The organism is Cupriavidus alkaliphilus, from assembly GCF_900094595.1.
In the GTDB taxonomy this organism is placed as follows: domain Bacteria; phylum Pseudomonadota; class Gammaproteobacteria; order Burkholderiales; family Burkholderiaceae; genus Cupriavidus; species Cupriavidus alkaliphilus.
In genome coordinates this window covers 281174-308119 of the sequence record NZ_FMAD01000004.1, presented here as the reverse complement: position 1 = coordinate 308119, position 26946 = coordinate 281174, and the positions used below count along the sequence as shown (strand labels likewise).

Sequence of the window (26946 nt, the reverse complement as noted above, 5' to 3'; positions counted from 1 at the left end):
GCACCGTGCCCGTGGCCGTACAACGGCGCGGGACACGCCACCTGACTGGACGGAGACAACACCATGGAAACCCTTTCCGCAGCGGATGCCAGCGCCGGCGCGCAGGCCGACTGGATCGGCCTTGCCGCCACGCTGGGCCGCACCTTCGATGGCCGCGCGCCCGAGATCGACGCGAGCGAACAGTTCGTCAGCGCCAACTATGACGACCTGCGCGCGCACCGCTTCTTTGCCGCGGCGGTGCCGCAGGAGCTGGGCGGCGCCGGGCTGTCGCACCAGCAGCTTGGCGCGGTGCTGCGCGAACTGGGCAAGTATTGCGGCTCGACCGCGCTGGCCTTTGCCATGCATACGCATCCGGTGGCCACGGCGGCATGGCGCTGGCGCAATCAGCAAGCGCCGGTGGAGGGCCTGCTCAAGCGCGTCGGCGCCGAGCAGCTGGTGTTGCTCGGCAGCGGCGGCTCCGACTGGCTGCAGGGCAGCGGCAAGGCCACGCGCGTGGACGGCGGATATCGCGTCGAGGCGCGCAAGATCTTCGCCAGCGGCGCGCCGGTGGCGGACCTGTTCATGACCTGCGCGGTGTATGACGACCCGGAGGCCGGCCCCACTGTGCTGCATTTCGCGCTGCCGATGAAGACGCCGGGCGTACGCGTGCTGTCGAACTGGCACACGCTGGGCATGCGCGGCACCGGCTCGCACGATGTCATGCTGGAAGGCGTGCTGGTGCCCGACACCGCCGTTGCCGCGCGCCGGCCGCAAGGCGTGTGGCATCCGATGATGCATACGGTGGCGATGATCGCGTTGCCGCTGATCTACGCCGTCTACGTCGGCATCGCCGAGGCCGCGCGGGATATCGCGCTGCAGCTGGCCCGCCAGCGGCGCCTGAACGCACATGCGGTCGACGCCGCGGGACGCCTGTGCAATGAAGCGGATGCCGCGCGGCTGGCGCTCGATGCGATGTTTGCTGCCGCGGCCGGCCAGGCACCCGGCGCGATCACCACCAACCGCATCATGAGCGCCCGCACGCTGGCGGCGCGCGCGGTGCTGGCGACCGTGGAGGCGGCGATGGACCTGGCCGGCGGCGCGGGTTTCTATCGCGATGCCGGACTGGAGCGGCGCTTCCGCGATGCGCAGGGCGCGCGCTTCCATCCCTTGCAGGCCGCGGCCCAGCAGGAGTACGCCGGACGCATGGCGCTGGGGCTGGATGTCGATGCGCCGACCGGCGAGGTGCGCACGGCAGCGCAATGATGTCCGCCCTGGCCCAGCTTTCCTACGACACCGAGGCCTGCAACGACAGCGGCCAGGGTGAAGACGCCTGCGCCATCGGCCACGATGGCGCGGCGCGCCGCGCCTTGCGCGACGCGCTGGGGCAGTTTGCCACCGGCGTGACCGTGGTCACGGCCGCCGGCGCCGATGGCCGCCCGGTCGGCGTGACGATCAATGCGTTCGCTTCCGTGTCGCTGGCGCCGCCGCTGCTGCTGTGGTGCCTGGCGCGAAGCTCCGGCAGCCTGCCGGTGTTGCGCGCCGCGCCCTGTCACGCGATCAACGTGCTGGGCAGCGCCCAGCTGGAGGTGTGCCGGCGCTTTGCGTCGCGTGCCGGCGATCGCTTCGCCGGCATCGGCCATCGCCCCGGCCCGTGCGGCACGGTCCTGATTGAGGGCACGCTGGCTTACTTTATCTGCCGGCACCGCTCGGTGCGCACGGTGGGGGACCATGTGCTGTTCGTCGTGGAAGTGGTGGCCTATGGCGCGGCGCCGGGCTCGCCGCTGGTGTTCCATGGCGGCGGCTTTGCCGACGCGCGCGAACCCTGCGCCGGCTAGGCGCGCTCGGCCCGCTTGCCCAGGATCACCAGCGCGATGCCGCCCAGCACCGCCGCCGCGCTCAGCGCCAGGCGCAAGGTCAGGGCCTCGCCGAGCCACGCGGTGCCGCCTGCCGCGGCGATGACCGGCACGCTCAGCTGGACGGTGGCCGCGGTAGCCGCGCGCAGGCGCGGCACCGCGGCGTACCAGATCACATAGCCAAGCCCCGAGGTGATCGCGCCGGACACCACCGCATAGGCGAGCCCGGTGCCATCCATCGAACGCTGCGCCTGGATCGCGGCACCGAGCGCCAGCGCCATGGGCACGGCGCGCACGAAGTTGCCCGCGGTGGTCTCGACCGGATCCGCGGCGCGCTTGCCACGCAGCGAATAAACGCCCCAGGCGATGCCCGCCGCAATCATCAGCAGCGATGAGGCCAGCGGTGGCGTCGCCAGGCTCGGCAGCATCAGCCACACCAGGCCGGTCAGCGCCAGCGCCAGGCCCACCCACTGCTGCGCGCGCAGCGGCTCGCCGGTGTAGAGCCCGTAGCCGGTCATGGTGGCCTGCACCGCGGCGAACAGCAGCAGCGCGCCGGTGCCGGCGCTCAGGCGCTCATACGCGAACGAGAACGCCGCGGCATAGCAGAACAGCGCGAGCGCCGATACCCAGTTGCCGCCCAGCGTCATGGCGCCCGTGCCGTGGCGTCCGGCCTGCCGCCGCGCCATCACGATCAGCCACAACACCGCCGCCGCGGCCGCGACGCGCGCCAGCGTGAAGGTGCCGGCGTCGATGGTGGTGCCTTTCAGGGCCAGCCGGCACAGCAGCGAATTGCCGGCGAAGGCCAGCATCGCCAGCGCGGTCAGCAGCGCGGTGTTTGCGGGCGGCATGCGGGCCGGCCTTGCGCTTAGCCGGCGGGCCGCTCGTCGCCCGTGTCGCCGATGGCGTACGAGGACAAATGTTCGATCGCCCGGACCAGCCCGGAATGGTCCCAGGCCGCGCCGCCCAGCCCGTTGCAGACATTGAACAGTTGCTGGCACGACGCCGTATTGGGCAGGCCCACGCCAAGCTCGCGCGCGGTCGAGAGCGCCAGCTCCAGGTCCTTCTGGTGCAGCGCGATGCGAAAGCCCGGGTCGAAGGTGCGGCGGATCATCCGTTCGCCATGCACTTCCAGGATGCGCGAGCTGGCAAAGCCGCCCATCAACGCTTCGCGCACGCGGGCCGGGTCGGCGCCGGCGCGGGCCGCCAGCACCAGGGCCTCGCCGACCGCCTCGATGGTCAGCGCCACGATCACCTGGTTGGCCACCTTCGCCACCTGGCCGTCGCCGGCGGCACCCACGCGCGTGATGTTCTTGCCCATCAGCTGCAGGATGGGCAGCACGCGGTCGAACACCTCCTGCTTGCCGCCGGCCATGATCGACAAGGTGCCGGCCCTGGCGCCGACTTCGCCGCCCGACACCGGCGCGTCGACATAGTCCGCGCCGATGGCCTCGATGCAGCGCGCGAACTCGCGCGTGGCGATCGGCGAGATCGAGCTCATGTCGATCACCGTGACGCCGCCCGCGGTATCGGCCAGGCCATCGGCGACGCCGCGCTCGCCGAACAGCACCTTTTCCACGTCGGGCGTGTCGGGCAGCATCAGGATGATGGTTTCCGACTGCCGCGCCACCTCCTCGGCGCTGGCGCAGGCGTTCACGCCGGCATCCTGCAGGTCTTGCGGCACGCCGCTGCGGCTGTGGGCGAACACCGTATGCCCGCCGTCGACCAGGTGCCGCACCATGGGCTTGCCCATCACGCCAAGCCCGATAAAGCCGATCTTGCTCATGTCAGTGTCCGGTTGGGTGGTGCGCCGTGCCGGCGCCTATCCAGATGATAGACCGCATTGCCGGCATCCCCGCTTCTGCGCGGCCACGCCGCGCTCGCGGCGGGCGCGCGGCCAAAGGCGGGCCCGTCGCCAATATCTTTGCTTCGGCTGCAAAAGCATTAGGCAGTGCGAAGGTCTTATCGCCCGCCGCAGCGGCCCATATTATTGGATCGGCAAAAAGCGGCCTCTCATCTTTGCTCAGAAAGCAATAGGTGAGATGTGTCCGCCGAAAAACAAACCAATGCAAACCGAGGTGAAGCAAATGGAGACGGCATCTGTACGCAAGCAACGTTTCATGGTCCGCCGGGTGGCCCCGCTGGCGCCGGGCATCCGGTGGCTGGCCCCGGTGCTGGTTGCCCAGGCGCTGGCGCTGCCCGCCGCTGCGGCCGCGGCCGAGACTTGGCCGACCAGGCCGGTCACGCTGATCGTGCCGTTTCCCGCTGGCGGCGTGGTCGACAAGGTCGCGCGTCAGATGCAGGAGGGACTACGCAAGCGATTGGACCAGTCGGTGATCATCGACAACCGCCCCGGCGCCAGCGGCACCATTGGCACGGCTCAGATCGCGCGCAGCCAGCCGGACGGGTACACCATCGGCATGGTGTTCGACAGCTTTGCCACCGAGCGCCACTTCTATCCGAAGCTGCCGTATGACGCGCATAAGGACCTGGCCGGCGTCTCGTACATGGTACGCGCGCCGATGGTGCTGGTCGTGCCCGCTGCTTCGCCCTACAAGACCGTGCAGGAATACGTGGCCGCTGCGCGCACGCCCGGCAAGGTGTCGTACGCGTCGGTCGGGTCCGGCAGCTCCAACCAGCTGGTGGCCGAGGCTTTCCACGAGGCGGCCCGCACCAGCGGCGTCCATACTCCCTACAAGGGCGGCGGCCCGGCTATCAATGACCTGCTCGGCGGCCACGTCGATTCGATGATCGCCAGCCTGGCGCTGTGCCTGCCGTATGTGCAGGCCGGCAAGCTGCGCGCGCTGGCGATCACGTCGACGCAACGCGACGCCCGGCTGCCGGGCGTGCCGGCCGTGGCGGAGCTTTACAAGGGCTTCGAGGCGTACTCGTGGGTCGCCATGATCGCACCGGCGAAGACGCCGCCCGCGGTCCTCGCCAGGCTTGGGACGGCGGTGACCGCAACGCTGCGCGACCCGGCCGTGGCGAGACAACTGACCGATGGCGGCTTCGACATCGTGGCTGGCGACGGCGCTCAGGCAAACCAACTGGTCCAGCAGGAATCGGCGCGCTGGGGCCGGCTGATCAAGTCGCGCAATATCGTTGCCGAATAGTTCGTCGGCTTTAACCTGTCAACCATTCCAGCATGCAGAACAAGCTCTTTATCAACGGGCGCTTCGTCGACGCACTGAGCGGCGTCACCATCGAAGTATTGAACCCGCACGACGGCAGTGTCATCACCCACATCGCGGCAGCGGAAGCGGCCGATGTCGACCTGGCGGTGGAAGCCGCCGCGCGCGCTTTCCCGGCGTGGTCCCGCATGGCGGCCGCGCAGCGCGGGCGCCTGCTGCTCAGGCTGGCGGATGCCATCGAAGCCAACGCCGAAGAGCTGGCACGGCTCGAATCGCTGGACACCGGCCATCCGATCCGCGACTCCCGCGCCCTCGATGTGCCGCGCACGGCCGCCTGCTTCCGCTACTTCGGCGGCATGGCCGACAAGCTCGAAGGCGCGGTGGTGCCGGTGGAGCCGGGTTTCCTCAACTACGTGCAGCGGGCGCCGATCGGCGTGGTCGGCCAGATCGTGCCGTGGAACTTCCCGCTGATGTTCACCAGCTGGAAGATGGGCCCGGCGCTGGCGGCGGGCAATACGGTGGTGATCAAGCCGTCCGAGCTGACGCCGCTGTCGTCGCTGCGCATTGCGGAACTGATGGCCGAGGTCGGCTTTCCGGACGGCGTGGTCAACGTGGTGCCCGGATACGGGCATACGGCGGGCCAGCGCCTTGCCGAGCATCCGCGCGTCGGCAAGATCGCCTTTACGGGCTCGACCGCCACGGGGCGCAGCATTGTCGAGGCCTCGCAGGGCAACCTGAAACGCGTGCAGCTCGAGCTTGGCGGCAAAGGTGCCAACATCGTCTTTGACGATGCCGATCTGGATGCCGCGGTCAACGGCGCGGCCTGGGCCATTTTCCATAACCAGGGCCAGGCCTGCATCGCCGGATCGCGCCTTGTGCTGCACGAGCGCATTGCCGATGCGTTTTTGGACCGGTTCAGCGCGCTGGCGGCTTCGATCCGGCTCGGCAACCCGCTGGACCCGGAGACGGAGATGGGGCCTCTCACTTCGGCGCAGCATCGCGACCGGGTGCTGTCTTACGTGGATGTCGCGCGCGAGCAGGGCGGTCAGCTGCTGGCGGGGGGCAAGGCGCCCGCAGCCGCGTCGCTGGCGCAAGGCTACTACGTCGAGCCGACCATCGTGCAGGCGCGGCCCGACGACCGCGTGGCGCAGGAAGAGGTGTTCGGCCCGTTCGTCACCGTGCTGCGCTTTGGCAGCGATGAGCAGGCGCTGGCCATTGCCAACGGCACGCCGTACGGGCTCGGCAGCGGCCTGTGGACCCGCGACCTGTCACGGGCGCACAAGCTGGCCGGGGCGATGCAGGCCGGGATGTGCTGGATCAACTGCTACAAGCGTGTCAGCCCCGGCAGCCCGTTTGGCGGCGTCGGACAGTCGGGCTACGGTCGCGAGATGGGCTTCGAAGCCATGCGCGACTACACCGAGGCACGCTCGGTGTGGGTGAATGTCGACGCGCAGATCGCGCCACACTACCGCCGCTGAGGCGGCGGGCGTCTCGCGCCCCGGCCGCGTGTCAGGTGCGCGGCGGCCGCCCCGCGAAGGCATCCTCGAGCAGTTGCCGGATGCCTTCCGGTTCGAGCGGCCGCGGGTTCGGATACTGGTCGCGCAGCGCCAGCGCGCAGACCCGGTCGAGATCGGTCGCCGCCATGCCCAGTTGCCGCAGCGAGCTCGGCGCGCCCAGCCGAAGGGACAGGTCGAAGACGGCGCGCGCGCCGCAAGCCTGCGGAGCGCCCACCGCCTGCGCGATGGCCTGCATGGCTTGCGGCGCGGCAGCGGCATTGTAGGCCAGCGCATGCGGCAGCACCACCGTGTGCACTTCGGCGTGCGGCAGGTTCAGCGTGCCGCCCAGCGTGTGGCACAACTTGTGATGCAGCCCCACCGTGACGCTGCCGAGCACGGCGCCGCACAGCCAGGCCCCATACAGCGCATCGCCGCGCGCCACATGCAGGGCCTCGGTCGGCGACGCCGCGTCGGCAATGACCGGCAAGGCCCGGCTCATTGCCGCGATGCCTTCGCGCGACATCCAAGCGCTGACCGGGTTGCGGTCCGCGGCATAGAGTCCCTCGGCCGCGTGGGCGATCGCATTGATGCCGCTGGTCACGCTGATCGCGGCGGGCAGCGCCTGCGACAGCTCGGGGTCGTAGATGACCGTGCGCGGCAGCACGCGGGCATCGCGGCCGGTGCGCTTCAGGCCGGCATCGGTCAGGCCGTAGATCGGGGTCATTTCGGAGCCGGCGTAGGTCGACGGCACGGCAATCACCGGCAGATCCGATTCGAGCGCGATGGCCTTGCCCAGGCCGACGGTCGAGCCGCCGCCGATGGCGACCACCGCGCTGGCGCCGCAGCGCGCGGCGGCGTCGCGCGCGCGGCGTGCCTGTTCGATCGGGACGTGCATGACCGCGCCATCGAAGATGCCGGCGCTGCGTGGCCCCAGCAGCGCGGCGGCACGTTCGGCAAGCCCGCGCTGGCCGGGGGTGCACAGTACCAGCACGCGACCGGCGCCGAGTGCGTCGGCTTCATCGGGAAGCCGTGCCAGGGTGCCATGGCCGAACACGACACGCTGGGGCAAGGTCTGGTAGGAAAAGGGATGCATTGAAAGATTCGCGTCGGATAACGGGGCCGGCCTTAGCGCTTTGCATGGCGTGCAAAGACTTGTCGCCGACCTGAATGACACCGATACTACGGGCAGCATGATGGCTGCGAGAAGCCGTTGCCGCTGCGCAATGCCTTTGCGAAGGAAGCACAAATGGAATTTGTCCGCTTTGCCGAAAACCTGGCCACCTTTGTCGACGTCGCGCGTACCGGCAGCTTTTCCGCCGTGGCGCGCCAGCGCGGACAGGTGGCGTCGTCGGTGGCGCGCCAGATCGACGCGCTCGAACGCGAAATGGGCGTGGCGCTGTTCACGCGCTCGACCCGGGCGCTGGCGCGCACCGACGCGGGCGACCTCTTGTATGAGCGCGCCGCGCGCATCCTGCAGGACCTGAGCGAAACCCGCGATGCGGTGGCGGCGCTGGAGCAGGGCGTCGCCGGACGGCTGCGTGTCGCCTGCCTGCCGGCGTTCGCCCGCCGCCATGTGGTGCCTCAACTGGGCAGCCTCTACGCGCAGTACCCCGGCCTGTCGGTCGAACTGGAGCTGACCGAGCGCGTGGTCGACCCGGTGGTAGAGCGCTTTGACCTGGTGATCCGCGTGGGCCAGCAGGCCGACAGCAACCTGATCGCCCGTTCGATCGCCACGCAGCGCTATGTCGTTTGCGCAACGCCGGACTATCTGAGGATGCATGGGCGTCCAACCCATGTCGATGACCTGGTGCGGCATCGGCTGATCGACCGTGCGCACAGCACCAGCATGCGCGGCTGGCGCGAGCTGCTGACACCGGCCCATGCCGCGCGCGTGGCATTCGCGGTCGAGTGCGACGATTGCGATGCTCGGCGCCTGTCGGTGCTGCAGGGACTGGGCATCGCGCTGATGCCGGACTGGTCCGTGGGCGAGGACATCGGCGCCGGGCGCCTCGAAGAACTGTTGCTCGAAGGCACCTTGCCGCAGCCGCAAAGCAATATCTACCTGCTGCGCGCGGCACCGCGCGCCACGGCGAAGGTCAAGGCGTTCTGCGCCCATCTTGCGCACGGCATTGGCTCGCCGCCGAGCTGGCAACTGGCAATGGTGCCGGCGCGCGAGCGCGCACGGCGCAACCCGGCCGCACCGTTGCCGGAAGGCCCGCGGCGCGCGCCGGCGCCCAACGCCGGAAGCAGGACGACCGCGCGGCAAGCGCGGGCATGACGACGCGGGGCAGGACCAGGGGATGTCGCCGGGGCGGTCCTGCCCTGGCGCATCAGGATGATTCAGAACCGGCGCCAGGCGCCGCATCGAAGTGAACTGGGACGATACTCGAATTTTCCTCGCGCTCCAGCGCGAGCGCACGCTGCGCCAGGCTGCCCGTGTGGCCGGTGTCGACCAGGCGACGGTAGGGCGCCGGCTGGCGGCACTTGAGCATGCCCTTGGGGCCACGCTGTTCCTGCGGACTTCCGAAGGCTATGTGCTGACGCCCGCCGGCGAGAATGCACTGCGCTCGGCCGAAAAGATGGAGAAGTTCGCCCATGACCTGGTCAGGCAGGCACAGGGCGCGGACAGCCGGCTGGCCGGGGAGGTCAAGGTGACCACTACCGATTCGCTGGCGCTCGAGTTCGTGATCCCGGCCATCGCGCGCGTGCATGCCGAGCATCCGGATGTGCGCGTCATGCTGAATACTTCGACGCAGATGCTGAACCTGGCGCGCCGCGAGGCGGATATCGCGATACGCAACATGAAGCCCGAGAATCCGGACCTGGTGGCGCGCCGGCTCGCGCATTGGCCAGTCGGCCTGTTTGCGTCACCTGGATACCTCGCGCGGCGCGGCACGCCTGCGCAGGCCGATGCCTTCGCGGGCCATGACCTGGTGATGTACCAGCCGTTCCTGCACGGCAGTGCCGCGCCGACGCTCGTCGGCGAGCCGATCCACACGGGCAGGCTGGTGGCGACGGCCAATTCCAGCCTGATGCTGCGTAGCATGATCCGGACCGGCATGGCCATCGGCGAGGTGCCGGTGCCGCTGGCCGAGCGCGACGGGCTGGTGCGGATCTGGCCTGAGCGCGAGCGTGCCGGCCGCTACGAGGTCTGGCTGGTCACGCACCAGGACCTGCGGCATACCGCGCGGGTCAGAGCGATGATCGACAGCATCGTCGACGCTTTCCAGCCTCGCGGCAGCTAGCGGCGGCCGCAGCCGGGGTGCTGCAGACCTGCACCGCTGACCGAGGCCCATTGGTTCTCTGCTTCGAACGTGGTGTTGCTGGGATCGGATGCTGTTTGGCATCGCCCTGGGGGCGCTGGTGATCGCGATCGCTTCGGGTCTCGCGAGCGCTGAAGTATGGCTGGCACGCGCGGACCTCGCACAGCGGTAACCCGGTGGGGCCGGCGGCATCTGATGCCTGCCGGCCCTCGCCGCTACGCGGCGCCGTGGTGGTTCACGGCGAGCACGATCTTGCCCAGGTTCTGGTTGGACTCCATGCGCCGGTGGGCTTCGGCGGCACGTTCCAGCGGCACCACGCTGTCGACCACCGGCTTCAGTCCTCTGGCCTGGAAGTCCGCCAGCCAATGCGCGCTGAAGCGATTGACCATCGCGTGCTTCTCCGCTGGCGTGCGCGACTTCATCACCGTGCCGAGGATCCTGAGGTGGCCGTACAGAATGCGTTCCAGCGGCACGCTGGCGCCGGTGCCGCCGCCGAGGAGGCCGACCTGGACCAGGCGGCCGCCATTGGCGAGCGACAAAATATTGCGCTCGAAATACGGGGCGCCGATAAAGTCGACGATGACATCGACACCACCTCCCGCGGTGGTTTGCTCGACGACGGCCTGGAAGTCTTCGCGCTGGTAATCGATCAGCACGCTTGCGCCGAGTGCGTTCAGTTGATCCAGCTTGTGGCCGCTGGCCGTCGCAAAGACCTGCGCCCCGCACGCTGCCGCCAGCTGCACCGCGGCGGAGCCCACGCCGCTTGCCGCGGCGTGAATCAGCACGCGCTCGGCGGGGCGGAGCTGGCCAAGGTGGAGCAGGGCCTCGTGCGCGGTGACATAGGCTTCCGGGATGGCTGCGGCTTCCACGTAAGCCAGTCCCGCCGGGACCGGCATGGCCATGCGATAGTCGATCCGTGCCAGTTCCGCATAGGCACCCCCGCCGACGATGCCCATGACGCGGTCGCCCGGAGCGAAGCCCTGTACCGCGTCGCCAACGGCCAGGACCTCGCCGGCGATCTCGAGGCCCATGAGCGCGGAGTCGCCAAAGTCGGTGCGGCCATAGGCGCCCTGCCGCTGGTTGACGTCGGCGCGGTTCACGCCGGCGGCGTGGTTGCGCACCAGCAGGTCGTGGGGGCGTAACACGGGATCGGGGACCTCGGCCAGTTGCAGGACATCGGCATCGCCGAAGGACGGGAGGGTGATGGCTTTCACTTGGGCTCCTGGAGTGGCCTGCGCGGGAGGGAGGGCGCGCAAGCCGAGAAGGGGGGCCCAGTATAGGTTGGCGGTTTCTCGGAAAATGCAGGGATTTTTCCCTTGGTGCCATGCAATTCTGCAGCGGTCCGCCAACAGCGGCGGTTCGCCCAGGTCTTCACGAAGTCCGCAGGTGAAGTCAACCTCCGAAAACTCGCGCACGCTCGCATACTGGCCTGGCAAGGACGGTGGCGAGCCTTGCGCGAGCCCCCATTCAGTCGCACGCCAGCGCAGACAGCGGACCGGGCGCCGCATGGGTGCCGGCCCGCGCCGCCGCCACGCGCGCCGCGGCGTCGTCCAGTTGCGCCAGCGTGCCGGCATCGATCGGGATCCGCTGCGCGCGGGCGGCGCGGAATGCGCGCTCCGGTTCGCCGGGCAGCTGGATGCCGGTCTGCCCGGGTTGCAACCGCGCGCTTTTCATCCAGTCGACGAAGGCCGCGACTTCATGCCCGAACGAGGTACTGGTGCCGAGCCGCGCGGGATCGAACACGATCGCCAGCATGTTGTTCCAGACCGCGTGCTCATGCCGCAGCGTTTCCGGGCGGATGGTATGGCCGCCCGTGACGGCGGCGCCGAGCAGTTCGCACATCACCGCCAGCACGTGGCCCTTGTGCTCGGCGAAGGGCCGCAAGGCGCCTTGCGGCGTGTCGGCGGGCGGGTACATCACGGCGGCATCGGTGGTGGGCTCGCCCTGCGCATCGAGCAGGCAGCCGGCCCTCACCGGCACGCCCTTGTTATGGGCCACGCGCACCTTGCCCAGCGCGATGGCGCTGGTGGCGAAGTCCAGCACCAGCGGCGGCGCGCCGGCCATCGGCACGCCGATGGTGAACGGATTGGTGCCGTAGCGCGCGTCGTAGCCGCCGTGGGGCGCCACGATCGGCTTGGAAAGCACGTTGACGAAGTGGATCGAGATCATGCCGGCGGCTGTGGCTTGCTCGGCCCAATGGCCGACGCGCCCGAGGTGGTGCGACTGGCGCAGGCCCATCACGCAGACGCCGTGCTCGCGGGCGCGGCCGATGGCCATCTCCATGGCCTGCGCCGTTACCGCCTGCCCCATGCCGCGGTTGCCGTCCAGGCTGAGCAGGCTGCCGCCGTCCTGCAGCACGCTGACCTGACGGTTCAGCTGCAGCTCGTCGGCCTGCCACGCCAGCACATAGCGCGGGATCATGCCGACGCCGTGGGAGTCATGTCCGCTCAGGTTGGCGCTGACCAGGTGGTCGGCCGTCAGTTGCGCTTCCTGGGTGCCGCTGCCGGCGGCAAGCCAGAGATCGGTGACCCACTGGTGCAGCGCGCGGGTGGGAATGCGGAGTTCGCTCATGTCGGCCTTGGAGGGAGGAATACGTTGCGAAACACAAAGCCCCGTTGCCGTGTGACGGCAACGGGGCTTTCATGATACGTCCGGCGCGCGCGCGACGGTCCGCGCCTGGCCGGTGATCGGCAAATGCCTACTGGCGCTGGGCTTCCTGCGCCGGGGCTTTTGCCAGGATTTCCCTGATGCGGGCCAGGTAGCTGTCGCCCACCGCGCGGTGGATGCGCGCTGTCTCCGCGGCAAACTGGCGCCGGCTCGGCGGGCGGATGCCCAGGCTGCGGCAGAGCGTGGACAGGTAGGGCTTGCGCGGGCCTCCCAGGCGATGCACGGCGCTCTGCAGCGCGGCGTCGCCGATGCGGCCGCGCAGCCACGCCAGCACCTGGCGGTCATAGTCGTTTTGCACGCGGATCAGGTGTTCCATGCCGGGACTCCACTGTTCATCCATACAGGTACTGTAAATATATACAGTATCGGCGTGGAGGCAAGAAAAATCCGGCCCGGGTACGGCAAAAGGTTGCCTCGAAACTACGCGTGCGTCGCGTTCAGAAGATTCCTGGTGCCAGCGGCGTCGCCCGACACCAGCGGCAGCACCGCGTCGCGCTTCTCCAGCAAGTGGCGCTTCAGTACCGCCGCCAGGCGCTTGCCGTCGCGGGCTTCCAGCGCCTGGATCATCTCTTCATGGTCCTCGACCGCCTCGTCCCACTTGCCGCTTTGCTGGTTGGAGCGAAAACGCAGGGCCTGCAGGCGGCGATTGATCGACTGGTAGGTCTGCCGTAGCGCCCCGTTGCGCGCGGCCTCGTTGATGCGGTCGTGGATCTCCTGGTTGCGGCTGTAGTAGCCCGGCAGGTCGTTCTGGGCGCGGCAGGCCAGCATCGCGTAGTGCAGCGCCTTGATCTGCGCGAGTTCCGCCGCGGTGATGCGCTCGCAGGCCAGCTCTCCGGAAAACGCCTCCAGCCCGCTCATCAGCTCGAAGCTCTCCCTGACTTCGGCCTCGCTCATGCGCGAGATGCTGGCGCCGCGGTTGGGCAGAAGGTCGATCAGGCCTTCGGCCGCCAGCACCTTGAGCGCCTCGCGCAGCGGCGTCCGCGAGATGCCCAGGGTTTCGCACAGCTCGCGTTCATTGAGCTTGGTGCCCGGCGCGAATACGCCTTCGACGATGAACTGGCGCAGGTGCTCGACCACGGTGTCGTGCAGGCGCGGACGTGCCAGGCGCGGCAGCGAGGGCGGCGGAACGTGCTCCGCTAAGCCTGCCGCTCGGTCATCGTTATATGAGTTTTGCATTCAATGTCCTCTATTCACTTGACGTGGATTCTACTGCATCCCGCTTCCTGACCTCAAATCGCGGGTTAACCACGACAAATTACCGCAAATTTCATCTTGGGCCGCCTCGATCGCTCTGCTATAGTCGATTGCATTCAAAATTCATAAAACAACAAGGAGGCACGATTTCCATGGTTCACCTCGATTTCCATCCTTCTGGCCGCCACTTCCTGCAGATCCCGGGCCCGAGCCCGGTGCCGGACCGGATCCTGCGTGCCATGAGCTATCCGACCATAGATCACCGTGGCCCGGAGTTCGGCGCACTCGGCCGCAAGGTGCTGGCGGGCATCAAGGAAATCTTCAAGACCAGGCACCCGGTGATCATCTATCCGGCGTCGGGCACCGGCGCCTGGGAAGCGGCGCTGACCAACACGCTCAGCCCGGGCGACCATGTGCTGATGTTCGAGACCGGGCATTTCGCCACCCTGTGGAAGAAGATGGCCGAGGCGCTCGGCCTGCGCCCGGAATTCCTGGGCCTGCCCGGCATCGAAGGCTGGCGCCGCGGAGTGCAGGCGGACATGATCGAGGCGCGCTTGCGCAAGGACAGCGGCCACACCATTCGCGCCGTCTGCGTGGTGCACAACGAAACCTCGACCGGCGTGACCTCCGATATCGCCGCGGTGCGCCGCGCCATCGATGCCGCCGGGCACCCGGCGCTGCTGCTGGTGGACACGATCTCGGGTCTGGGTTCGGCCGACTATCGCCATGACGAGTGGGGCGTCGACGTGACCGTGTCCGGCTCGCAGAAGGGCCTGATGCTGCCGCCGGGGATCAGCTTCAACGCGCTGTCGCCCAGGGCGATCGCCGCCAGCCAGAACGCTACGCTGCCGCGCGCGTTCTGGGGCTGGGCCGAGATCATCGAAGCCAACAAGAACGGCTACTGGCCGTACACGCCCAACACCAACCTGCTGTATGGCCTGTCCGAAGCGCTCGACATGATCCTGGGCGAGGGGCTGGAGCAGGTCTTCGCCCGCCACCAGCGGCTGGCGGAGGCGACACGCCAGGCCGTGCGCGCTTGGGGCCTGCAGATCCAGTGCGCAGACCCGGCGGTGTACAGCCCGGTGCTGACCGGCGTGATGATGCCCGACGGCGTCGACGCGGATGCGGTGCGCAAGCTGATCTATGAGCGCTTCGACATGTCGCTGGGGCAGGCGCTGGGCAAGATGCGCGGGCGCATGTTCCGCATCGGCCATCTCGGCGATTGCAATGACCTGACCCTGATGGCAACGCTGGCCGGTTGCGAGATGGGACTGAAGCTGGCAGGCGTGCCGCTTGCCGGCAGCGGCGTGGCCGCGGCCATGGCGTCGCTCGCCGCGCACGCCGACAAGCCGGTGCTCAAGGCCGCCGCCTGAGCACAGCCGACTGAGCGCAGCCGACTGAGCCGCGCAGGCCAGGGCGGGCGCGGCACGGTCCGCCGCCTGCCTGACTTTCCTGCCGGAGCATCACCACGACATGCGCCCACCGCAGGCGGCCGCATGCATCGCCGTGGGCGCGCAGCCCTTGTTTCTTGCATGCCATGAACATGACTTCGTCCTCCCTGCTGGTCAAGCCGATCCACCTGGTGCCAGCGCAGCACCGGGCCATCTCGCCGCTGTCGGCGCTGCTGCGCAAGGAACTGCGCGGCGACGTGCTGTTCGACCGCGCCGCCCGCGGCCGCTATGCCACCGACGCCTCCATCTACCAGATCACGCCGGTCGGCGTGGTGGTGCCGCGCGACCAGGCCGACCTGGTGCGCGCGCTCGACATCGCGCGCGACCAGCGCGTGCCGGTGCTGGCCCGCGGCGCCGGCACCAGCCAGTGCGGTCAGACCGTGGGCGAGGCGCTGGTGATCGACACCAGCAAGTGGCTCAACAACGTGGTCGCCTTCGATGCCGAGGCGCGCACGGTGACGGTGGAGCCCGGCATCGTGCTGGACCACCTGAACGCCTGGCTCAGGCCGCACGGGCTGTGGTTCCCGGTGGACGTTTCCACCGGGGCGCAATGCACCATCGGCGGCATGGCCGGCAACAACTCGTGCGGCTCGCGCTCGATCGCCTACGGCAACATGGTGCATAACGTGCTGGCCATCGATGCGGTGCTGGCGGACGGCAGCGATTGCCACTTCGGTTCGCTGGCGCAACCGGTGGCGGCAGGGCGCGCCGAGGGCATCCTTCATGGGCTGCAGCGCATCGCCACGCGCGAGCGCGGCGAGATCGCCGAGCGCATGCCCAAGGTGCTGCGCCGCGTGGCCGGCTACAACATCGACCTGTTCGACTGCCAGAATCCGCGCGCCTATACCGACGACGGCCACGCCAACCTGGCGCATATCCTGGTTGGTTCGGAGGGCACGCTGGCCTGCAGCCGCCAGCTCACGCTGAAGCTGGCGCCGCTGCCGGCGCACAAGGTGCTGGGCGTGGTCAACTTCCCCACCTTCTACCAGGCGATGGACCTGACGCAGCATATCGTCACGCTGCAACCGGTGGCGGTGGAACTGGTCGATCGCACCATGATCGACCTGTCGATGGAAAACCCCGCCTTCCGCCCGGTGGTCGAGCGCGCGCTGGCCGGCGATCCACAGGCCATCCTGCTGGTGGAATTCGCCGGCGACGACCGCCAGGCGCTGCTGGCGCAACTGGACCGGCTTGCCGAACTGATGGCCGACCTGGGCCTGCCGGGCTCGGTGGTGAAGATGCCGGAGGAGAAGGCGCAGAAGGCGCTGTGGGACGTGCGCAAGGCCGGCCTGAACATCATGATGAGCATGAAGGGCGACGGCAAGCCGGTCTCGTTCATCGAGGATTGCGCGGTTCCGCTCGAACACCTGGCCGAGTACACGCGCCGGCTCACCGAGGTCTTCCACAAGCACGAGACCGAGGGCACGTGGTACGCCCATGCCAGCGTCGGCACGCTGCACGTGCGGCCGATCCTGGACATGCGCCGCGACGGCGCGCTGCGCATGCGCGAGATCGCGCAAGAGGCGGCGGAGCTGGTGCGCGAATACAAGGGCGCCTATTCCGGCGAGCACGGCGACGGCCTGTGCCGCGGCGAATGGGTGGCCTGGCAATACGGCCCGCGCATCAACGCCGCGTTCAGCGAGATCAAGGCGCTGTTCGATCCGGACAACCGCTTCAACCCCGACAAGATCGTGCGCCCGCCCCGCATGGATGCGCGCGAGAACTTCCGCTTCGCGCCCGGCTACGCCGCGTTGCCGCTGACGCCGGCGCTGGACTGGTCGGCCTGGAACGTGCGGCGCGATCCGATGACGGGCGCCGAGACCGCGCCGGGCACGGGCAACGATACCGCCACGCATGGCCTCGCCTCGGCCGTGGAGATGTGCAACAACAACGGCCACTGCCGCAAGTTCGACGCCGGCACCATGTGCCCCAGCTATCGCGTGACCAAGGACGAGCAGCACGTCACGCGCGGCCGCGCCAACACGCTGCGGCTGGCGCTGACCGGACAGCTCGGCGGCGACGGGCTGGCCAGCGCGGAAGTGAAGGAGGCGCTGGACCTGTGCGTCTCGTGCAAGGGCTGCAAGCGCGACTGCCCGACCGGCGTCGACATGGCGAAGTTCAAGATCGAGGCGCGCCACGCGTGGACCAGCCGGCACGGCATCAGCCTGCGCGAGCGCATGGTCGCATTCCTGCCGCGCTACGCACCGGCGGCCAGCCGCGTGCCGGGCCTGCTGGCGCTGGCCGACAGCCTGCCCGGGGTTTCCGGCTGGATCAAGCGCGCGCTCGGGTTTGCCCCGCAGCGGTCGCTGCCGCGCTTCGCCGCGCCGTTCCTGGCGGGCCGCCGCGGCACAGCCAGCGATGCCGGCAGCAACGCCGATGGCCGCGAAGTGCTGCTCTTCGTCGATACCTTCAGCAACTACATGGAGCCCGACAATGCGCGCGCCGCGCAGGCCGTGCTGGAAGCCGCAGGCTATACCGTGCACTTCAACACCCGCGCAGGCGAACGTCCGCTGTGCTGCGGCCGGACCTTCCTCGCCGCGGGCCTGGTTGACGAGGCGAAGGCCGAGGCGCGGCGCCTGCTCGACACACTGCGTCCCTTCGTCGAGCGCGGCGTGCCGGTGGTCGGCCTGGAGCCATCGTGCCTGCTGTCGCTGCGCGACGAGTTCCTGGGCTACGGCTATGGCGACGAGGCGCGCCAGCTGGCCAGCCTGTCGTTCCTGTTCGAGGAGTTCCTGGTGCGCGAGCGCCAGGCGGGCCGGCTGGCGTTGCCGCTGCGGCCGCTGCAGGTCTCCGAGGCCATTGTGCACGGGCACTGCCACCAGAAGGCGTTCGATGCCTTCACGCCGGTGCAGACCGTGCTGGGATGGATTCCGGGCCTGAAGGTGGCACCGGTGGAGTCGTCGTGCTGCGGCATGGCCGGCAGCTTCGGCTATGAGGCCGAGCACTTCGAAGCATCGCAGGCGATGGCCGAACTGTCGCTGCTGCCGGCGGTGCGCCGGCGCGGCGCCGATGCCGTCGTGGTCGCGGACGGCACCAGTTGCCGCCACCAGATCCGCGACGGCGCGCAGGCCGAGGCGATGCATGTGGCAAGAGTGCTGGCGATGGCGCTGGAGGGCGGCCGCCATGACTGAGCCGATGCGCAATCCCGTCCACGCCCGTGCCCGCCTGCAGCTGCCGGCGCCGGCAAAGATCGGCGATCGCGTCGAGGACGTCGGCACGCCGGCGCTGCTGGTCGACCTCGATGCTTTCGACCAGAACGTAGCCCGGATGCAGTCGCTTGCCGATGCCGGCGGTGTGGCGCTGCGCCCGCATGCCAAGGCGCACAAGTCGGTCGCGATCGCGCAGCGGCAGATCGCCGCCGGCGCGGTGGGCATCTGCTGCCAGAAGCTCAGCGAGGCTTATCCGTTTGCCGCCGCCGGCATCGCCAGCGTCCATATCAGCAACGAGTTCGTCGGCGCCGACAAGCTGGCGATGGCGGTGGAGCTGGCCCGGCATGTCGACCTGAGCGTTTGCGTGGACGACCTGCGCCAGGTATCCGCGATCGCCGCCGCCGCGACGGCCGGCGGCGTGCGCATCACCGTGCTGGCGGAAGCCGATGTCGGGCAGGGGCGATGCGGTGTCGACAGCCCCGAAGCGCTGAGCCGGCTGGCCGATGCGATCGGCGAGGCGCCGTCGCTGCATTTCGGCGGGCTGCAGGCGTATCACGGCGGCGCCCAGCACCTGGCGCACTGGACGCAGCGCCGCGACGCGGCCCGGCGCGCCGCCGAGCAGGCGGGCGCCTACGTGGCGCACCTGCGTGCCCGCGGCATCGCCTGCCCGGTCATCACCGGCGGCGGCAGCGGCACCGCGGAGTTCGATTGCGAGAGCGGCGTCTATACCGAGATCCAGCCCGGCAGCTACGTGTTCCTGGACGGCCACTATGGCGCCAGCGAATGGCCCGGGCGCTTCCAGCCGCGGCACGGCCTGTTCCTGGCGACCACGGTGATGAGCACCGCGCGCGCCGGCGTGGCGGTGTGCGATGCGGGCCTGAAGTCGCTCGCGGTGGATTCCGGCCTGCCGCGCCTGTGGTCCGGCCCCGGGAGCGAGTGGCTGCGCTATATCGCGGCCAACGACGAGCACGGCGTGCTGCAGGTGCTGGACGAAGGCGGCCAGGCCCTGCTGGGCAGCAAGCTCTGGCTGGTGCCCGGCCATTGCGACCCCACCGCGAACCTGCACGCGCAATACGTGTGCTGCCGCGACGGGCATGTGGCCGAGCTGTGGGACATCGCGGCGCGCGGCCTGAGCCGCTGACGCCGCGCGGCAGCGCAGATAAAGAGAAGAGAAAAGAGCCGCAACAAGCGGCACCGGGTAGTCAAAGCCAAAGGAGACCAACGATGCAACGCAACACAGTCAGGAAGACCCTGGCGGCCGTGGTGGGTGCCACGGCCTGCCTGAGCGCATGGGCATGGGAGCCGGCCAAGCCGGTCGAGATCGTGGTGCCGTTCAGCGCCGGTGGCGCCTCGGACCAGATGGCACGGTCGATCCAGGGCATCATCGCCCGGCACAAGCTGATGAGCCAGCCGGTGATCGTGCTGAACAAGGCGGGCGCCAGCGGTGCCGAAGGGCTGATGGACACCAAGGCCTCGCAAGGCAACCCGCACAAGCTGCTGGTGGCTTCGTCGGCGCTCTACACGGTGCCGATGGTGAGCCACCTGCCGTTCAGCTGGCGCGACCTCACGCCGGTGGCGATGATTGCCCAGGACGAGTTCGTGCTGTGGACCAATGCCGCGGCACCGTACAAGTCCGTCGCGCAGTTCATCGACGCGTCCAAGGCCAGCGCGGGCAAGATCAAGGTCGGCGGCACCAGCTCCAAGCGCGAAGACCAGATCATCAGCGCGCTGGTGCAGAAGAAGGCCGGCACCCGCTTTATCTATGTGCCGTACAAGGGCGGCGGCGAGGCCGCCACGCAGCTGTCGGGCCAGCATATCGACGCCAACGTGAACAACCCGTCCGAATCGATCGGCCAGTGGCGCGCCGGCGAGCATCGCGCGCTGTGCGTGTTCGCGCCGGAGCGCATGGCCTACAACGGCAAGGTCACGCAGACCCAGAGCTGGCATGACGTGCCGACCTGCAAGGAGCAGGGCCTCGACGTGCAATACCAGATGCTGCGCGTGTTCATGATGCCGGGCGGCGTGACCCCGGAACAGCAGAAGTACTACGTGGACCTGATGCAGAAGATCGTGGCCACCCCCGAGTGGAAGGAATACCTGGAGAAGAACGCGCTGAAGAACGAGTTCCTGACCGGCAAGGCGCTGACCGACTTCCTGGCGCGCGACGAAGCCGCGCACCGCGACATCATCAAGGAGGCGGGCTTCGTCGCCGCGCGCTGACGCTGGCACGGATCACCAACGGGCTGCGCCGCGCGGCGCAGCCGATGACCTGAAGCAAGGCAGGGGACAACATGGATTCACAACAGGAAACGGCGCATGCGGGCGCCGGCATCTCGGTCAAGGCGGTTGAACTGGCAGTGGCGCTATGCCTGCTGGCCGGCGCGCTGGTGGTGATCTGGAGCAACCATGCCATCGGCGCCGGCTGGGCGCCGGACGGGCCCGAAGCGGGCTATTTCCCGATGCGGGTCGGGATCATCATCCTGGTCTGCAGCGTGCTGGTGGGCGTGCAGGCGCTGCGCGGGGACCGCGCCGCCGTGTTTGCGACATGGCAGCAACTGCGGCAGGTCGGCGTGATCCTGGTGCCGCTGACCGTGTATGTCGGGTTGATCGGGCTGCTCGGCATCTACGTCGCGTCGGCGGCCTTCATCGCCGGCTTCATGGTGTGGGTGGGCAAGGCGGCGTGGTGGAAGGCCGCGCTGATCGGCGTCGGCGTCAATGCCTTGCTGTTCTGGATCTTCGAGATCCAGTTCCGCGTACCGTTGCCCAAGGGCCCGCTCGAAGCGGCGCTGGGCTACTAGGGAGGGGCCGGTCATGGATGAACTCAATGCATTGATGGGCGGCTTCGCCGTGGCGCTGTCATGGCAGAACGTCGGCCTGATGTTCGTCGGCATCCTGCTTGGCATCGTGGTGGGCGTGCTGCCCGGCCTGGGCGGCCCCAATGGCGTGGCGATCCTGCTGCCGCTGACGTTTTCGATGGACCCGGTGTCGGCCATCATCATGCTGTCCTGCATCTATTGGGGCGCATTGTTCGGCGGGGCGATCACCTCGATCCTGTTCAATATTCCGGGCGAGGCCTGGTCGGTGGCCACCACCTTCGACGGCTACCCGATGGCGCAGCGCGGCGAGGCCGGCAAGGCGCTGACCTCGGCCTTCACCGGTTCGTGCCTGGGTGCGCTGGCCGGCGTGCTGCTGATCACCTTCCTGGCGCCGCTGGTGGCAAAGTTCGCGCTGCGCTTTGGCCCGCCCGAGTTCTTCGCGGTGTACCTGCTGACCTTCTGCAGCTTCGTCGGCATGGGCAAGGAGTCCAAGCCCAAGATCCTGATCGCGATGTGCCTGGGCTTCGTGCTGGCGGCGGTCGGCATGGACACGGTATCGGGCACGCTGCGCATGACCTTCGGCTCGACCGAGCTGCTGCGCGGCTTCGACTTCCTGGTGGCGGTGATCGGCCTGTTCGGCATCAGCGAGATCCTGATGACGATGGAGGAGGGCGTGGCCTTCCGCGGCAAGCAGGCTCGCATCGACCTGAAGGTGGTGCTGAAGACCTGGGCCGAGTTGCCGCGCTACTGGCTGACCGTGGTGCGCTCGTCGGTGATCGGCTGCTGGCTGGGCATCACCCCGGGCGGCGCCACCGCGGCGTCGTTCATGGGCTATGGCGTGGCCAAGCGCATGGCCAGGGATCCCGATTCGTTCGGGCAGGGCAACGTCGAAGGGGTGGTCGCACCCGAGACCGCCGCGCATGCGGCCGGCACCAGCGCGCTGCTGCCGATGCTGGCACTGGGCATTCCCGGTTCCGCCACCGCGGCGGTGCTGCTGGGCGGCCTGATGATCTGGGGCCTGCAGCCGGGGCCGCTGCTGTTCGCCGAGCAGGGGCCGTTCGTATGGGGGCTGATCGCCAGCATGTACCTGGGCAATATCGTCGGGCTGATCGTGGTGCTGTCGACGGTGCCGCTGTTCGCCGCGATCCTGCGCATTCCGTTCTCGATCATCGCGCCGCTGATCCTGGTGATCTGCGCGATCGGCGCGTACACCGTGAACGGCGCGTTGTTCGACGTCTGGCTGATGCTGGGCTTCGGCGTGGTGGGCTATGTGCTGAAGAAGCTGGATTACCCGTTGGCGCCGATGGTGCTGGCGCTGGTGCTGGGCGACCGGGCCGAGGACGCGTTCCGGCAAACGATGCTGGTGTCGTCCGGGGCGTTGGATGTGTTCTGGTCGAATGGGCTGGTGGGGACGATCATGGGGCTGGCCGTGTTTGTGCTGGTGTGGCCGGTGGTCAGTGATTTGAGGATGCGGGCGAAGCGGGTTGCGTGAGGAACGGGCGGTCGTGACTGGCCGCCTTCTTCAGCAGGGATCCCCCGCAAGACCCCAGGGACACCGCCGGCGCCGCACACAACAATGCACTCATCTGCGACAACTCCCGCAGGATATCCAGATGCAACGCACTGGTCTCCACGCTCGGCGCAAGCCGCTGCGCCACACGCGCAATATGGCGCGCGGTGAAGCGCTCGGCGCGTCCCTGGAACTCGGCAGCGCAATCGCGCAGCAATGCCGCGGCGACGCGGTCGTTGGCAACGAACAGCGACAGCCTGGTGCGCAGGTGGGCCACCAGCAGGTCGCACAGGTCGAGCAGCTCGGCGCTGCCTGCGTCCGAGAAACGGAGGTTGCGGCTGAGCTTGCGCTGGTCCAGGTCCAGCAGCACCCGCTCGACGATGTCGCCGACATACTCGAGATTGATGTTGACCAGCATGATGTCATCCCAGCGCGCGGCGTCCTGTTCGCCAAGGCGCGTGGCCGCGACGTCGGTCAGGTACAGCTTGACCGACGAGTACAGTTCATCGATGCGGTCGTCGAGGGCGCGGCAGCGGGCATTCAGGGCGCGGTCGTTGCCGGCGATCGCCAGCTTCATGCCCTGCAGCATTTCTTCGATGACGTCGCCGATGCGCACCACCTCGCGCGCCGCATTGCCGAGCGCGACCGACGGGTGCTGCAGGTCGCCCTGGCTCAGGTAACGGGCCCCGGGGGGCTCGGCATCGTGCCGCGCATCGGGCAGCCAGCGCATGCACAGCGCCGCCACCGGGTTGACGAACCAGACCAGCGTCGCCGCCAGCGCCAGGTTGAAGGCCAGGTGGAAATCGATCGCCATGGTGCCGGCCTGGCTGCCAAGGCGCGCCAGTAACGATGGCACGGCATCGAGCAGCGGCAGGCAGGCCAGTACGCCGATGATGCGGAACAGCAGGTTGGCCAGCGACACCCGGCGCGCGGCCGGTGCGCCGCCGGCATTGGCCAGGCACGCAATCAGGCCGCTGCCCAGGTTGGCGCCGAGCACCAGCGGCAGCGCGGTGGCAGGTGCAATCACGCCGGCCATGGCCAGCGTGGCGGTGAGCAGCACTGCCGCCAGGCTGGAATAGGCGAGCAGGGTCACCAGCGCGCCCACCACCACCGCCAGCAGGGCGTCGCTGCCAAGGGCGTTAAACATGGCGCGCACGATGTCGGCATGCAGCAGCGGGGCGGTATAGAGCCGGATCAGCTGCAGCGCCAGCGTGATCAGCCCGAGTCCGACCACGACTTCGCCGGCCTGCCCGCGCACGCTGGCCTTGCCCGACAGGCGCAGGCCGATGCCGGCGACCAGCAGCAGCGGCGACAGCCACGCGATGTCGACCGCCAGCAGGCGCGCCATCACGCTGGTGCCGACATCGGCGCCCAGCACGATCGGCAGCGCCGCAGGCAGCGAGACCAGCCCGCCGGCGACGAAGGCGCTGGTCATCAGCGCGGTCGCGCTGCTGCTCTGGATCAGCGCGGTGACACCCAGGCCCGCCAGGAAGCCGCGCAGCGGGCTGGCGGTGCCGGCGGCCAGCACCAGGCGCAGGCGCGGCCCCAGTACCTCCAGCATGCCGTGGCGCGTGACGTGCGTGCCCCAGATCAGCAGGGCGACACCGGACATCAGGGATAGCAGGATCTGCATGGCGCCTCGCGTATGTGTGGCCGGTTGTGCCCGGTCGCGGCCGGCCTGGCCGGGCTTCAGTCGGCGTGGTTCAGCGCCAGCCGCAGGATGTCGAAGTTGCGCAGCCGCTGCCCGGGCGGCACGCTGAGCTTGCGGTTGAACAGCAGCGGCACCTTCTGCTCGGACAGGCCGCCGTGCGAGCGCAGCGGCGCATCGAGGCCGCTCAGGTCGTGGCGCGCCGGCGTGGTGCCCAGCACCGTCAGGCGCTCGCTGACTACGACCAGGTCGCCGATGCGGTCGGGCGGGAGTTCGAAGCGCGCGCTGGCGGCGCGCCGGTCCAGTACCAGCTCGATGCCGGGCAGCGCCGCGATCGCGTCATGCACCGCGCGCGGGTCGGTGCCGGCCGGCAGGTACACGGTGGCGTACGAACCCAGCGCGCCGTGATGGGCGACATAGGGGTCGGTGATCGGCAGCAGCACGCGGGTGGTATCGGTGCCGAAGCGCTGGTCCAGCACCTGCTGCAGGAACACGATGTTCGGCGTGCCTAGCGCGTCGGTCTTGGCGTTCATGCCGTGGTCGGCGGTGACGCCAATGACCGCGCCGAGCGCATCCAGCCGCTGCAGATAGCGATCGATCATCGCGTAGAAGGCGTTGGCCTGCGGCGTGCCCGGCGCGTGCTTGTGCTGGACATAGTCGGTGGTCGACAGGTACATCAGGTCCGGCCGCACGCTTTCCAGCAGCGCCACGCCGGCGGCGAACACGAACTCGGACAGTCCGGCGCTGTAGACCGACGGCAGCGGCATGCCGACCTTGCGCAGCACGTCGTCGATGCCGTTTTCAGCGAGGGTGGCCTGGTCGGCTTTCTCCGCCGAGAAGCAGATGCCCTGAAGGCCATGGCCCAGCAGCGCGCGCAGCTTGTCCTTGGCGGTGACCACGGCGACCCTGGCGCCGGCTTGTGCCGCGGCGGCCAGCACGGTGGGCGCGCGCAGGTAGCGGGCGTCGTTCATCAGCACCTCGGCGCCGGCTTCGCTGTCGTAGAAGAAGTTGCCGCAGATGCCGTGTACCGACGGCGGCACGCCGGTCACGATCGACAGGTTGTTGGGGTTGGTGAACGACGGCACCACGCAGTCGCCGCTCAGCACGGTGCCGCGCCGGGCCAGGCTGGCGAAGAACGGCGTGGCGCCCGCCTGCGCCGCAAGGTTGATGTATTCCTGCTCGCAGCCGTCGATGCAGACGATGACGGTGGGACGGGCGGGAAACTGGTAACTGTGGCCGTTGGCCTGGATCGGGGTGCTCATGGGGTCTCTTGGGGCGGGATTTGAGAAGGGATTTGCCTGAGACCCATGCTAAGTTAGGCGATAAACTCTCACAAACGAGTTTATTTTCCAGGTTCTGTCAGGAAATCTCACAATGCCGCACAAGCTGCCCCCGCTCAACGCCCTGCGCATCTTCGAGGTGGCCGCCCGCGCCGGCAGCTATTCGGCCGCCGCGCGCGAACTGCACCTGACCCATGGCGCGGTCAGCCGGCAGATCGAGATCCTGGAGCAATGGCTGGGGCAGCCGCTGTTTATCCGCCAGGGCCAGCGCATGGTGCCGACCGTGCACGCGCAGGCGTTCGCGCGCGAGATCAGCACGGCGTTCGACCAGATCGGCGCCGCGTCCGAGCGCTATGGCCGCATCGCCACGCGCAAGGTGGTGCGCGTCAACGCGCCGGCCACCTTTGCCATGCGCTGGCTGATCCCGCGGCTGGATGATTTCCGGCGCCTGCAGCCGGAGGTCGACGTGCGGGTCTCGACCGCCTTCAGCAACGAGGCGGGCTTCAACGGCACCTTCGACGTGGCGATACGGCGCACGCTGGAGCGCGGCGAGCAGTTCGAGTCGATGCCGGTCTTTGCCGAATACCAGACCGTGATCGCCAGCCCGGCGTTGCTGCGGCAGTTGCCGCTGCAAGGGGTGGAAGACCTAGTGGAGGGCGTGTTCCTCTATACGGAAACGCGGCCGGGCAGTTGGGAGTCATGGCTGCAGCAGGCCGGGCATGCGTCGCTGCTGCCGGTGCGCACGCTGCGCTTCGACCATTTCTTTGTCACGCTGCAGGCGGTGGCGGACAGCCTGGGCTTTGCCATCGGCACCTTTCCGACGCTGGAGGCGGACCGCGCCGGCGGGCGCATCGCCACGCCGTTCGGCGCGATCCGCGCGCCGGGCAACACCTACCATGCGCTGGTGCCGCGCGATGCCGACAAGCCGCTGCACCTGCGCGCCTTCCTGGAATGGCTGCAGCAGCAGGGCGCGGCCGCCGGGGAAGAGTGAAGAGGTGCGCCCGCGAGTTACGTGTGTCGGGATGAGGGGGTGCATGGCGCGGCCCGCGCGCTGCGGGCCCGCGCCGGCCGGCGCTCAGGCGCCGTCGAGGAAGGTGCTGCGCTGGCCCACGCGCGTGCCGAGCGCATCGGGCGCCAGGCTCATGCTGGCGGGATCCACCGCCGACACCGTGCCGCCTGCCAGCGACGGATCGGCGGGCACCGGCGCCATGCCCGGCTGGGCTGGCGGCACGGGCGCCTGAGCATAACTGCCAGCGGCGCCCGGGGCCACCGGAGCCATCTGGGCCGAGGCGGCCGACGGCGCCGCGGGCATCGCCTGCACCGGCTGCGCGGCTTGCGTCGGCGGGGTGGACGGCATCGGCTGCATCGGCTGGGTCATCGGCATCGGCTGGCCTGGCTGCAGCGGCTGGGCCTGCTGCGCGAACAGCGGATAGGACGCGATCATCGCGCCGGCCATGACCAGGGATTTCGCCAGATGTTGCTTCATTCGTGTACCTCCTAGAAACGCCTACA

At 69.1% G+C, this 26946-nt stretch carries 23 protein-coding genes; 13 read left to right on the top strand and 10 right to left on the bottom strand.

Annotated elements, in window-relative coordinates:
• Window positions 1–63: 63 nt before the first annotated feature.
• Both GA0116996_RS10745 and GA0116996_RS10740 read left to right on the top strand, forming a co-directional pair.
• Window positions 64–1242: an acyl-CoA dehydrogenase family protein gene (locus tag GA0116996_RS10745; RefSeq protein WP_092310538.1), complete on the top strand. Its 1179-nt coding sequence runs from the start codon at window positions 64–66 to the stop codon at window positions 1240–1242.
• Window positions 1239–1814, top strand: coding sequence for a flavin reductase family protein (locus GA0116996_RS10740; RefSeq protein WP_092310535.1), 576 nt, complete (start codon window positions 1239–1241; stop codon window positions 1812–1814). Before GA0116996_RS10745 ends, GA0116996_RS10740 begins: the two co-directional genes overlap by 4 nt.
• Here GA0116996_RS10740 and GA0116996_RS10735 read toward each other — a convergent pair.
• Window positions 1811–2680 (bottom strand): DMT family transporter, encoded by an 870-nt coding sequence (locus tag GA0116996_RS10735; RefSeq protein WP_092310532.1) that lies wholly within the window; start codon window positions 2678–2680, stop codon window positions 1811–1813. The two genes, GA0116996_RS10740 and GA0116996_RS10735, sit on opposite strands and share 4 nt — an antisense overlap.
• Before the next feature lie 17 nt (window positions 2681–2697).
• A complete protein-coding gene (locus tag GA0116996_RS10730; protein ID WP_092310529.1) occupies window positions 2698–3615 on the bottom strand; it encodes a 2-hydroxy-3-oxopropionate reductase in 918 nt (305 codons plus the stop codon).
• Window positions 3616–3916: 301 nt separating this feature from the next.
• Between GA0116996_RS10730 and GA0116996_RS10725 the strand changes: the two genes are divergently transcribed.
• On the top strand, window positions 3917–4942 hold the full coding sequence (locus GA0116996_RS10725; RefSeq protein ID WP_167355492.1) for a tripartite tricarboxylate transporter substrate binding protein: 1026 nt from the start codon (window positions 3917–3919) through the stop codon (window positions 4940–4942).
• Window positions 4943–4974: 32 nt separating this feature from the next.
• Window positions 4975–6438, top strand: coding sequence for an aldehyde dehydrogenase family protein (locus tag GA0116996_RS10720; protein WP_092310523.1), 1464 nt, complete (start codon window positions 4975–4977; stop codon window positions 6436–6438).
• Window positions 6439–6469: 31 nt separating this feature from the next.
• Here GA0116996_RS10720 and GA0116996_RS10715 read toward each other — a convergent pair whose 3' ends face one another.
• Window positions 6470–7549, bottom strand: coding sequence for a maleylacetate reductase (locus tag GA0116996_RS10715; RefSeq protein WP_092310520.1), 1080 nt, complete (start codon window positions 7547–7549; stop codon window positions 6470–6472).
• 153 nt (window positions 7550–7702) lie between these two features.
• Here GA0116996_RS10715 and GA0116996_RS10710 point away from each other — a divergent pair, with 153 nt between their 5' ends.
• Complete coding sequence (locus GA0116996_RS10710; RefSeq protein WP_092311216.1) at window positions 7703–8734, top strand: LysR family transcriptional regulator; 1032 nt, start codon at window positions 7703–7705, stop codon at window positions 8732–8734.
• A 91-nt stretch (window positions 8735–8825) separates the two neighbouring features.
• The gene (locus tag GA0116996_RS10705) at window positions 8826–9701 is read left to right on the top strand and encodes a LysR family transcriptional regulator (protein ID WP_092310517.1); all 876 of its coding nucleotides are present in this window, start codon (window positions 8826–8828) and stop codon (window positions 9699–9701) included.
• Window positions 9702–9934: 233 nt separating this feature from the next.
• Here the strand turns inward: GA0116996_RS10705 and GA0116996_RS10700 are convergent, their stop codons facing one another.
• From GA0116996_RS10700 to GA0116996_RS10685, 4 genes are all read right to left on the bottom strand, one after another.
• Window positions 9935–10933 (bottom strand): NAD(P)H-quinone oxidoreductase, encoded by a 999-nt coding sequence (locus tag GA0116996_RS10700; protein WP_092310514.1) that lies wholly within the window; start codon window positions 10931–10933, stop codon window positions 9935–9937.
• A 253-nt stretch (window positions 10934–11186) separates the two neighbouring features.
• On the bottom strand, window positions 11187–12290 hold the full coding sequence (locus GA0116996_RS10695; RefSeq protein WP_092310511.1) for a malate/lactate/ureidoglycolate dehydrogenase: 1104 nt from the start codon (window positions 12288–12290) through the stop codon (window positions 11187–11189).
• A gap of 127 nt (window positions 12291–12417) precedes the next feature.
• Entirely contained in the window at window positions 12418–12702 is a 285-nt protein-coding gene (locus GA0116996_RS10690; protein ID WP_092310508.1) for a CppA family protein, read from the bottom strand.
• Window positions 12703–12806: 104 nt separating this feature from the next.
• A complete protein-coding gene (locus GA0116996_RS10685; RefSeq protein WP_092310505.1) occupies window positions 12807–13562 on the bottom strand; it encodes a GntR family transcriptional regulator in 756 nt (251 codons plus the stop codon).
• A gap of 170 nt (window positions 13563–13732) precedes the next feature.
• Between GA0116996_RS10685 and GA0116996_RS10680 the strand changes: the two genes are divergently transcribed.
• From GA0116996_RS10680 to GA0116996_RS10655, 6 genes are all read left to right on the top strand, one after another.
• Window positions 13733–14953, top strand: coding sequence for a pyridoxal-phosphate-dependent aminotransferase family protein (locus GA0116996_RS10680; protein ID WP_092310502.1), 1221 nt, complete (start codon window positions 13733–13735; stop codon window positions 14951–14953).
• A 164-nt stretch (window positions 14954–15117) separates the two neighbouring features.
• Window positions 15118–18162 (top strand): FAD-binding and (Fe-S)-binding domain-containing protein, encoded by a 3045-nt coding sequence (locus GA0116996_RS10675; RefSeq protein WP_092310499.1) that lies wholly within the window; start codon window positions 15118–15120, stop codon window positions 18160–18162.
• Window positions 18155–19321, top strand: coding sequence for a DSD1 family PLP-dependent enzyme (locus GA0116996_RS10670; RefSeq protein WP_244159803.1), 1167 nt, complete (start codon window positions 18155–18157; stop codon window positions 19319–19321). Before GA0116996_RS10675 ends, GA0116996_RS10670 begins: the two co-directional genes overlap by 8 nt.
• 83 nt (window positions 19322–19404) lie before the next feature.
• A complete protein-coding gene (locus GA0116996_RS10665) occupies window positions 19405–20400 on the top strand; it encodes a Bug family tripartite tricarboxylate transporter substrate binding protein (RefSeq protein WP_092310493.1) in 996 nt (331 codons plus the stop codon).
• Window positions 20401–20471: 71 nt separating this feature from the next.
• A complete protein-coding gene (locus tag GA0116996_RS10660) occupies window positions 20472–20978 on the top strand; it encodes a tripartite tricarboxylate transporter TctB family protein (RefSeq protein WP_092310490.1) in 507 nt (168 codons plus the stop codon).
• A gap of 13 nt (window positions 20979–20991) precedes the next feature.
• Complete coding sequence (locus GA0116996_RS10655) at window positions 20992–22488, top strand: tripartite tricarboxylate transporter permease (protein ID WP_092310487.1); 1497 nt, start codon at window positions 20992–20994, stop codon at window positions 22486–22488.
• On the opposite strand, the gene GA0116996_RS10650 is transcribed toward GA0116996_RS10655, so the two are convergent.
• Both GA0116996_RS10650 and phnA read right to left on the bottom strand, forming a co-directional pair.
• Window positions 22451–24139 (bottom strand): Na/Pi cotransporter family protein, encoded by a 1689-nt coding sequence (locus GA0116996_RS10650; RefSeq protein ID WP_092310484.1) that lies wholly within the window; start codon window positions 24137–24139, stop codon window positions 22451–22453. The genes GA0116996_RS10655 and GA0116996_RS10650 overlap by 38 nt on opposite strands.
• Before the next feature lie 56 nt (window positions 24140–24195).
• Window positions 24196–25416, bottom strand: coding sequence for a phosphonoacetate hydrolase (gene phnA / locus GA0116996_RS10645; protein WP_092310481.1), 1221 nt, complete (start codon window positions 25414–25416; stop codon window positions 24196–24198).
• A 112-nt stretch (window positions 25417–25528) separates the two neighbouring features.
• On the opposite strand from phnA, the gene GA0116996_RS10640 reads away from it, so the two are divergent.
• Complete coding sequence (locus GA0116996_RS10640) at window positions 25529–26425, top strand: LysR substrate-binding domain-containing protein (RefSeq protein WP_092310478.1); 897 nt, start codon at window positions 25529–25531, stop codon at window positions 26423–26425.
• Window positions 26426–26509: 84 nt separating this feature from the next.
• On the opposite strand, the gene GA0116996_RS10635 is transcribed toward GA0116996_RS10640, so the two are convergent.
• Window positions 26510–26920: a hypothetical protein gene (locus GA0116996_RS10635; RefSeq protein ID WP_092310475.1), complete on the bottom strand. Its 411-nt coding sequence runs from the start codon at window positions 26918–26920 to the stop codon at window positions 26510–26512.
• Window positions 26921–26946 lie beyond the last annotated feature (26 nt).

Bases quoted from the DNA above. Each gene is read 5' to 3' on its own strand.
- GA0116996_RS10745 (WP_092310538.1), top strand. From the start codon at position 64: ATGGAAACCCTTTCCGCAGCGGATGCCAGCGCCGGCGCGCAGGCCGAC.
- GA0116996_RS10740 (WP_092310535.1), top strand. From the start codon at position 1,239: ATGATGTCCGCCCTGGCCCAGCTTTCCTACGACACCGAGGCCTGCAAC.
- GA0116996_RS10735 (WP_092310532.1), bottom strand. From the start codon at position 2,680: ATGCCGCCCGCAAACACCGCGCTGCTGACCGCGCTGGCGATGCTGGCC.
- GA0116996_RS10730 (WP_092310529.1), bottom strand. From the start codon at position 3,615: ATGAGCAAGATCGGCTTTATCGGGCTTGGCGTGATGGGCAAGCCCATG.
- GA0116996_RS10725 (WP_167355492.1), top strand. From the start codon at position 3,917: ATGGAGACGGCATCTGTACGCAAGCAACGTTTCATGGTCCGCCGGGTG.
- GA0116996_RS10720 (WP_092310523.1), top strand. From the start codon at position 4,975: ATGCAGAACAAGCTCTTTATCAACGGGCGCTTCGTCGACGCACTGAGC.
- GA0116996_RS10715 (WP_092310520.1), bottom strand. From the start codon at position 7,549: ATGCATCCCTTTTCCTACCAGACCTTGCCCCAGCGTGTCGTGTTCGGC.
- GA0116996_RS10710 (WP_092311216.1), top strand. From the start codon at position 7,703: ATGGAATTTGTCCGCTTTGCCGAAAACCTGGCCACCTTTGTCGACGTC.
- GA0116996_RS10695 (WP_092310511.1), bottom strand. From the start codon at position 12,290: ATGAGCGAACTCCGCATTCCCACCCGCGCGCTGCACCAGTGGGTCACC.
- GA0116996_RS10690 (WP_092310508.1), bottom strand. From the start codon at position 12,702: ATGGAACACCTGATCCGCGTGCAAAACGACTATGACCGCCAGGTGCTG.
- GA0116996_RS10685 (WP_092310505.1), bottom strand. From the start codon at position 13,562: ATGCAAAACTCATATAACGATGACCGAGCGGCAGGCTTAGCGGAGCAC.
- GA0116996_RS10680 (WP_092310502.1), top strand. From the start codon at position 13,733: ATGGTTCACCTCGATTTCCATCCTTCTGGCCGCCACTTCCTGCAGATC.
- GA0116996_RS10675 (WP_092310499.1), top strand. From the start codon at position 15,118: ATGAACATGACTTCGTCCTCCCTGCTGGTCAAGCCGATCCACCTGGTG.
- GA0116996_RS10670 (WP_244159803.1), top strand. From the start codon at position 18,155: ATGACTGAGCCGATGCGCAATCCCGTCCACGCCCGTGCCCGCCTGCAG.
- GA0116996_RS10665 (WP_092310493.1), top strand. From the start codon at position 19,405: ATGCAACGCAACACAGTCAGGAAGACCCTGGCGGCCGTGGTGGGTGCC.
- GA0116996_RS10660 (WP_092310490.1), top strand. From the start codon at position 20,472: ATGGATTCACAACAGGAAACGGCGCATGCGGGCGCCGGCATCTCGGTC.
- GA0116996_RS10655 (WP_092310487.1), top strand. From the start codon at position 20,992: ATGGATGAACTCAATGCATTGATGGGCGGCTTCGCCGTGGCGCTGTCA.
- GA0116996_RS10650 (WP_092310484.1), bottom strand. From the start codon at position 24,139: ATGCAGATCCTGCTATCCCTGATGTCCGGTGTCGCCCTGCTGATCTGG.
- phnA (WP_092310481.1), bottom strand. From the start codon at position 25,416: ATGAGCACCCCGATCCAGGCCAACGGCCACAGTTACCAGTTTCCCGCC.
- GA0116996_RS10640 (WP_092310478.1), top strand. From the start codon at position 25,529: ATGCCGCACAAGCTGCCCCCGCTCAACGCCCTGCGCATCTTCGAGGTG.
- GA0116996_RS10635 (WP_092310475.1), bottom strand. From the start codon at position 26,920: ATGAAGCAACATCTGGCGAAATCCCTGGTCATGGCCGGCGCGATGATC.